Annotated in this window: 7 protein-coding genes; 3 read left to right on the top strand and 4 right to left on the bottom strand. The window is 63.6% G+C overall.

Going from position 1 to position 7,287, the window contains the following annotated elements:
• Positions 1 to 877 precede the first annotated feature (877 nt).
• Positions 878 to 1,060: a hypothetical protein gene (locus ACFPU0_RS08810; protein WP_377692519.1), complete on the top strand. Its 183-nt coding sequence runs from the start codon at positions 878 to 880 to the stop codon at positions 1,058 to 1,060.
• 133 nt (positions 1,061 to 1,193) lie between these two features.
• Here ACFPU0_RS08810 and ACFPU0_RS08805 read toward each other — a convergent pair whose 3' ends face one another.
• From ACFPU0_RS08805 to glyQ, 4 genes are all read right to left on the bottom strand, one after another.
• On the bottom strand, positions 1,194 to 1,958 hold the full coding sequence (locus ACFPU0_RS08805; RefSeq protein WP_377692517.1) for a lysophospholipid acyltransferase family protein: 765 nt from the start codon (positions 1,956 to 1,958) through the stop codon (positions 1,194 to 1,196).
• Positions 1,959 to 1,972: 14 nt separating this feature from the next.
• Positions 1,973 to 2,503, bottom strand: a complete 531-nt coding sequence (gene gmhB / locus ACFPU0_RS08800; RefSeq protein WP_377692516.1) for a D-glycero-beta-D-manno-heptose 1,7-bisphosphate 7-phosphatase — start codon at positions 2,501 to 2,503, stop codon at positions 1,973 to 1,975.
• A 78-nt stretch (positions 2,504 to 2,581) separates the two neighbouring features.
• A complete protein-coding gene (gene glyS, locus ACFPU0_RS08795; RefSeq protein ID WP_377692515.1) occupies positions 2,582 to 4,627 on the bottom strand; it encodes a glycine--tRNA ligase subunit beta in 2,046 nt (681 codons plus the stop codon).
• Positions 4,624 to 5,571, bottom strand: coding sequence for a glycine--tRNA ligase subunit alpha (gene glyQ, locus ACFPU0_RS08790; RefSeq protein WP_377692514.1), 948 nt, complete (start codon positions 5,569 to 5,571; stop codon positions 4,624 to 4,626). Before glyQ ends, glyS begins: the two co-directional genes overlap by 4 nt.
• Positions 5,572 to 5,653: 82 nt before the next feature.
• Here glyQ and ACFPU0_RS08785 point away from each other — a divergent pair, with 82 nt between their 5' ends.
• Positions 5,654 to 6,205: a DNA-3-methyladenine glycosylase I gene (locus ACFPU0_RS08785; protein ID WP_377692513.1), complete on the top strand. Its 552-nt coding sequence runs from the start codon at positions 5,654 to 5,656 to the stop codon at positions 6,203 to 6,205.
• A gap of 60 nt (positions 6,206 to 6,265) precedes the next feature.
• Positions 6,266 to 7,153 (top strand): lysophospholipid acyltransferase, encoded by an 888-nt coding sequence (locus ACFPU0_RS08780; RefSeq protein WP_377692512.1) that lies wholly within the window; start codon positions 6,266 to 6,268, stop codon positions 7,151 to 7,153.
• The last annotated feature ends 134 nt before the right edge of the window (positions 7,154 to 7,287 follow it).

The raw sequence follows: 7,287 nt of genomic DNA, 5'->3' as shown, positions 1-7,287 counted from the left end.
TAGGTCTGCAAACTCAACCTTAACCAAGAACCACGATGGCCTTCCTCTTACGCCTGACGGCGCTTCGGCTAGACCTCAGTTACACCACTTCCCGGGACACGATCAGCGCTTGAGCCCGCTTGGGGAATCAGGAGTTTTCCTTCCTGGACAATGGGTTGCAAGCCGGAAACAACCGGTAACACGAAGGTGTCAAAAGGATGGGAGCAGTGTTACCCCCGACCCGGGCCCGGAGTACCCGGACGGGTCGTATGGGAACAGTTTTGGGGCTCGGAAAGGCCTTTCTGAAAGAGTCATTTTGTTAAGATATTGATTTATAAGGATTTTTATATTTCTGGCACGACTCATGCTCTATATATGGCACAACAACAACAAAAAGCTTCAAGAAGAAATTTTTCGACTCTGACAAAACAAAAACAACAGCCCAGAGAAGAAGCAAACCGATTTTTTTGGAGAGGGTGTGCCATTCCGCACCCCGGTGGCTGGAGCAACAGAACAATAAAACTACCTCAAAGTAGCGGCAGCTCTGGTTGGTTCGAAAGACGATGGCATGATCAGCGTCCAAAAAAATCCGTTTGCCCTAGGTCCATGTTGGGACCAGCCAATTCTGGCTCGCTAGCAGCCAGTAGCGAAGAACAACAACGAACACCAAATAAGAACAACAACAATAACGAAGAATCATTCGAGGGGAGCTTAGGCTCCCCTCAGTGCTTTCCGGCTCCCGCGAAATCCTCCCCGGCCCGGCGTATGCATTCCCTTCCCCCTGCAATGGCACTATCGCGTGTTTCGGCGATGGCAATGGGGCCTGGTCGCAACTGAGGGTGCGTCGTAGCCTGGAGCCTTCGGCAGGCCCCTTGGAGATTGCACGAGGAATGGAAGGATGGAAGACCAGGTACCTGTTACCGACGAAGAAATCAGCGCCTATATGATGCGGCAGCTACGTTCCGGGAGGGTCAAGCCGGCGGTGCTGGTCGTGCTCACCGAGAAGAACTTTCCAGGGGTGAAGCGTGAGCGGATCATCCACTGCTTCAACGCCCTGGATTCGAAATACCTGAAAGGGTAATGCGGTGCGTCGCGAGAAAGCGTTATGCACTTCCTCGCTAAGCTTTAGCGTGAATGGTAAAGCCTTGTAAATCAGGGTCTTGAGCAAGGGTTTTGGCGAATCGCCAAAAAATTGTCCACAGCTTATCCACAAATCAGGCGGGTTGGTCGATCGTGGCAGCGGACTGTGGTCCTTCGATCTCGCGCTGGGTCGCTTCCACCCAGGCGAAGGCGCGGTCGTTCAGCTCGGCGATGGCCCTTGGGCCCTCCCCTTCCGCGTACATCGCCGGACCGATGACGACCTGGATGGTGCCGGGATACTTGGCCCAGCCTTCCTTGGGCCAGAAGTTGCCGGCGTTGTGGGCCACCGGCAGCACCGGCAGCCCGGCGTTGACCGCCAGGGCCGCGCCGCCACGGGAAAACTTGCCCATCTGGCCGGCCGGCACGCGGGTTCCCTCGGGGAAGATCAGCACCCAGGCGCCTTGCTTCAGGCGCTCGTCGCCCTGCGCGGCGAGCTGCTTGAGGGCCGCCTTGGGGTTGCTGCGGTCGATGGCGATGGGCTTCATCAGCGCCATGGCCCAACCGAAGAAGGGCACCCGCAGCAGCTCGCGCTTGACCACCTGGCTGAGGGGCTCGAAGGCACCGGACAGGTAGAAGGTCTCCCAGGTGCTCTGGTGCTTGGCGAGGATCACGCAGGGCCGCTCCGGTACGTTCTCCAGGCCCTTCACTTCGTAGCGGATACCTACCATCACCTTGGTCAGCCAGACGGCGAAGCGGCACCAGCGCCAGACGATGAAGCGGTACCTGGCGCGGAAGGGCATGAATGGCGCGAAGAAGAGACTCAGGGTGCCCCAGATGAAGGCGCTCAGCGACAGCATCAGGTAGAAGAGGAAGGTTCTGATGGCCTGCACTGTCGTCATGGGAGCTGTTGACCTTATTGGAGGAGATGTGCGGCGACTGCCGCCAGATCGTCGAAAACCAGAGTGCCCGCCGGCAACGCTTTGGCCAGGGTCCGTTCGCCTTTGCCGGTCTTCACCAGAACGGGCTGACAATCGACGGCCAGCGCGGCTTCCAGGTCACCACTGCTGTCGCCGACGAACCAGGTTCCGGACAGGTCCACGCCATAGTGTTCGGCGATGCGTTTGAGCATGCCGGGGCGTGGCTTGCGGCAATCGCAGCCCTCGTCCGGGCCGTGGGGACAATACTGGATAACGCCCAGTTCGCCGCCCTGCTCCGCCACCAGTTCACGCAGCCGCGCGTGCATGGATTCCAGCGTGGCGAGGTCATAGTAGCCGCGGGCGATGCCGGACTGATTGGTGGCCACGGCGACTGTCCAGCCGGCCTTGCTCAGGCGGGCGATGGCGTCGATGGCGCTGGGTATGGGGATCCACTCTTCGAGGGATTTGATGTACTCGTCGGAGTCCTGGTTGATGACTCCGTCGCGGTCGAGAATCAGTAGTTTCATAACTCAAGCCGGAAGCTTGAAGCCGGGAGCCGGAAGCCGGTCACTTCCAGCTTCAAGCTCCCAGCTTCTGGCTGCTCTTTACCCCAGTACCGAAATATCCGCCACGCCCAGGAACAGGCCGCGCAGCTTGGCCAGCAGTGCATAGCGGTTGCTGCGCACGGCGGCGTCTTCGGCGTTGACCAGCACCGCTTCGAAGAAGCTGTCCACCGGCTCGCGCAGGCTGGCCAGGCGCTCCAGGGTCTCGCGGTAGCTGCCGGCGGCGGCCAGCGCCCGCTCGGCGTCGGCCACGGCCTTGGCCAGGGCCTGCTCGGCGGCTTCCTGCAGCAGGGCGCTGTCCACGCTCGCCGGCACGGCGCCATCGGCCTTGCTCAGCAGGTTGGACACGCGCTTGTTGGCGGCGGCCAGGGCGGCGGCTTCCGGCAGCTTGCGGAAGGCCTGTACGGCCTGTACGCGCTGGTCGAAGTCCAGTGCCGAGGATGGCTGCAGGGCGCGTACCGAGAGGTACACGGCCACGTCCACGCCTTCGTCCTCGTAGCGGGCGCGCAGGCGGTCGAAGACGAACTCCAGCACCTGCTCGGCCAGGCCTTCGGCCTTGACCTTGGCGCCATAGAGGTCGATGGCGAAGGCGACGGCGGCGGCCAGGTCGAGGTTCAGCTGCTTCTCGATCAGGATGCGCAGCACGCCCAGGGCCTGGCGGCGCAGGGCGAAGGGGTCCTTGCTGCCGGTGGGCAGCATGCCGATGCCGAAGATGCCCACCAGGGTGTCCAGCTTGTCGGCCACGGCCACGGCCGCGCCGGTAAGGGTCTGCGGCAGTTCGGCGCCGGCACCGCGCGGCATGTACTGCTCGTTCAGCGCCAGGGCGACGTCGTCCGGCTCGCCATCGTTCTTGGCGTAGTAGTAGCCGGCGATACCCTGCATCTCGGGGAATTCACCGACCATCTCGGTGGCCAGGTCGCACTTGGCGAGGATGCCGGCGCGCTCGGCGCGGGCCGCATCGGCGCCGATCTGCCCGGCGACGAAGCCGGCCAGTCGGGACACGCGCTCGGCCTTCTCGTAGACGGTGCCGAGCTGGGCCTGGAACACCACGTTCTTCAGGCGCTCGTTGAAATTCTCCAGCTTCTGCTTCTTGTCCTGCTTGAAGAAGAACTCGGCGTCGGTGAGGCGCGGGCGCACTACCTTCTCGTTGCCGGAGATGATCTGCGCCGGGTCCTTGCTGACCACGTTGGCCACGGTGATGAAGCGCGGCAGCAGCTTGCCGTCGGCATCCAGCAGGCAGAAGTACTTCTGGTTGTCCTGCATGGTGGAGATCAGGGCTTCCTGGGGTACGGCGAGGAAGCGCTCTTCGAAGGAGCACACCAGCGGCACCGGCCATTCGACCAGGGCGGTCACTTCGTCCAGCAGGTCGGCGGGAACCACGGCGGTGCCTTTCTGCTCGGCGGCCAGTTCGGCCACGCGCTTGGCGATGATCTCGCGGCGCTCGGCGAAGTCGGCCAGCACGTGGGCGCTGCGCAGGTCTTCCAGATAGGTGGATGGCTTGCCGATGCGGATGTCGTCCGGGTTGTGGAAGCGATGACCGCGGGACTCGCGGCCGGCCTTCTGGGCGAGGATCTCGCAGTCGACCACTTCTTCACCGAACAGCATTACCAGCCATTGGGTCGGACGCACGAACTCTTCGCGGCGGGCGGCCCAGCGCATGCGCTTGGGGATAGGCAGGGCGGCCAGGGAGGTTTCGACTATGCCGGGCAGCAGGCCCACGGCGGGCTGGCCGGGAATGCTCTGGCTGAACTTCAGCTTCGGGCCGCTCTTGTCGATCAGCTCCAGGTCGACGCCGCACTTGCGGGCGAAGCCCAGGGCAGCCTGGGTCGGTTTGCCCTCGGCGTCGAAGGCGGCCTGGATCGGCGGGCCGTCGAGATTGACGCTGCGGTCGGGTTGCTGGGTGGCCAACTGTTCCACCAGCACCGCCAGGCGGCGCGGGGCAGCGAACACCTGGGCCTTGGCGTAGCCGAGGCCGGCGGCCTTCAGGCCCTGCTCGATGCCGGAGAGGAAGGCGTCGCCCAGGGATTTCAGCGCCTTGGGCGGCAGCTCTTCGGTGCCCAGCTCTACCAGGAAATCTTGTGCACTCATGCTTGCGCCTCCAGCTTGGCCAGTACTTCGTCACGCAGTTCGGGGGTGGCCATGGGGAAGCCCAGGCGCGCACGCGCCTGCAGGTAGCTCTGTGCCACGGCGCGGGCCAGGGTGCGCACGCGCAGGATGTAGCGCTGGCGCTCGGTCACCGAGATGGCGCGGCGGGCGTCCAGCAGGTTGAAGGTGTGGGAGGCCTTGAGGACCATCTCGTAGGTCGGCAGCGGCAGCTGCAGCTCGATCAGGCGGTTGGCTTCGCTTTCGTAGAAGTCGAAGAGCTCGAACAGCTTCGGCACGTTGGCGTGCTCGAAGTTGAAGGTGGACTGCTCCACTTCGTTCTGGTGGAACACGTCGCCGTAGGTGACGGTGCCGAACGGGCCGTCGGTCCAGATCAGGTCGTAGACCGAGTCGACGCCCTGCAGGTACATGGCCAGGCGCTCCAGGCCATAGGTGATCTCGCCGGTGACCGGGTAGCACTCGATACCGCCGACCTGCTGGAAGTAGGTGAACTGGGTCACTTCCATGCCGTTCAGCCAGATTTCCCAGCCCAGGCCCCAGGCGCCGAGGGTCGGCGATTCCCAGTTGTCCTCGACGAAGCGGATGTCGTGCACCAGCGGGTCGATGCCGATGGCCTTCAGCGAGCCCAGGTACAGTTCCTGGAAGTTCTCCGGATTCGGCTTGAGGACCACCTGGAACTGGTAGTAGTGCTGCAGGCGGTTGGGGTTTTCACCGTAGCGACCGTCCGTCGGACGGCGGGACGGCTGCACGTAGGCGGCGTTCCAGGTCTCCGGGCCGATGGCGCGGAGGAAGGTGGCGGTGTGGAAGGTACCGGCGCCCACTTCCATGTCGTAGGGCTGGAGCACCACGCAGCCCTGCTCGGCCCAGTACTGCTGCAGGGCGAGGATCAGGTCTTGGAAGGTGCGCACGGCGGGCGTAGTCTGGCTCACGAATTTCACCTGTGCTGGGTCTTCGACGGAAAATGCCGGAGTATACCCGATCCGAACCCGCCGCAACCGCATGGAAAGCCTTATGCCACGCTGCTTCTGGTGCAATGACGACCCGCTTTACATCGACTACCACGACACCGAATGGGGCGTGCCGCTGAAGGACCCGGCGGCGCTGTTCGAGCTGCTGCTGCTGGAGGGTTTCCAGGCTGGCCTTTCGTGGATCACGGTGTTGAAGAAGCGTGAGCGCTACCGTGAGGTGCTGTTCGGCTTCGAGCCGGAGCGCCTGGCGCGGATGAGTGACGAGGAAATCGAGAGGCTGATGCAGGACCCGGGCATCATCCGCAACCTGCTCAAGCTCAAGGCCGCGCGGCAGAACGCCCAGGCCTGGCTGCGCCTGGAGGATCCGGTGGCGCTGCTCTGGTCCTTCGTCGGCGGCCGGCCCAAGGTCAACCATTTCAGCGGCCGCGGCGACGTGCCGGCGGTCACCCCCGAGGCCGAGGCCATGAGCCGCGCACTGAAGAAGGCCGGTTTCACTTTCGTCGGCCCGACCATCTGCTACGCCTTCATGCAGGCGGCCGGGATGGTCATGGATCACACCATGGACTGCGATCGCTATCGTGAACTGACCGCGTGAAGCGGCATCGTTCATGCGGCGAGGGTAGAATGCGCCCTTTTGCATTCTCTGGAGTTGCCTGTGGATAAGCTGAAAGGTGCGCTGGTCGTAGGTTTCCTGCGCCTCTTCGCCCTGTTGCCCTGGCGTGCCGTGCAGGCCGTCGGCGCGGCCATCGGCTGGCTGATGTGGAAGTTGCCCAACCGTTCCCGCGAAGTGACGCGGATCAACCTGTCCAAGTGCTTTCCCGAGCTGTCGCCGGTCGAGCTCGAGCAGCGCGTCGGCCAGAGCCTGAAGGACATCGGCAGGACCCTTACCGAAAGCGCCTGCGCCTGGATCTGGCCGGCAGAGAAATCCATCGGCCTGGTGCGCGAGGTCGAAGGCCTGGAGGTGCTGCACGAGGCCCTGGCCAGCGGCAAGGGCGTGGTCGGCATCACCAGCCACCTGGGCAATTGGGAGGTGCTCAACCACTTCTACTGCGCCCAGTGCAAACCCATCATCTTCTATCGCCCACCGAAGCTGAAAGCAGTGGATGACCTGCTGCAGAAGCAGCGCGTGCAGCTGGGCAACCGCGTGGCGCCGTCCACCAGGGAAGGCATCCTCAGCGTCATCAAGGAAGTGCGCAAGGGTGGTGCCGTGGGCATTCCCGCAGACCCCGAGCCGAGCCTGTCGGCCGGGGTCTTCGTGCCCTTCCTCGGCACCCAGGCCCTGACCAGCAAGTTCGTCCCCGGCATGCTCGCCGGTGGCAAGGCGCGCGGCGTGTTCCTGCATGCCCTGCGCCTGCCCGACGGTTCGGGCTTCAAGGTGATCCTGGAAGCCGCGCCGGAAGGCATGTACAGCGAGAACGTGGAAGAAGGCGTGGCCGCCATGAGCCAAGTGGTGGAACGCTATGTGCGCGCCTATCCGACCCAGTACATGTGGAGCATGAAACGCTTCAAGAAACGCCCCGAGGGCGAGAAGAAGTGGTACTGACGAAGAAGGCGCCTGAAGGCGCCTTTTTTCTGGGTGCGCCAGGCATGGCGCGTAGCGCCGTGACTGGCGCTGTTCGGTTCACTGTGGTGGTGAACTGGACGACTTGGAGGTGAAAGTCCTCTGCACGCCCGGCA

The sequence above is a fragment of the Pseudomonas sp. GCM10022186 genome (genome assembly GCF_042656385.1).
Taxonomy (GTDB): domain Bacteria; phylum Pseudomonadota; class Gammaproteobacteria; order Pseudomonadales; family Pseudomonadaceae; genus Metapseudomonas.
This window is presented reverse-complemented; position numbering and strand designations above follow the sequence as displayed.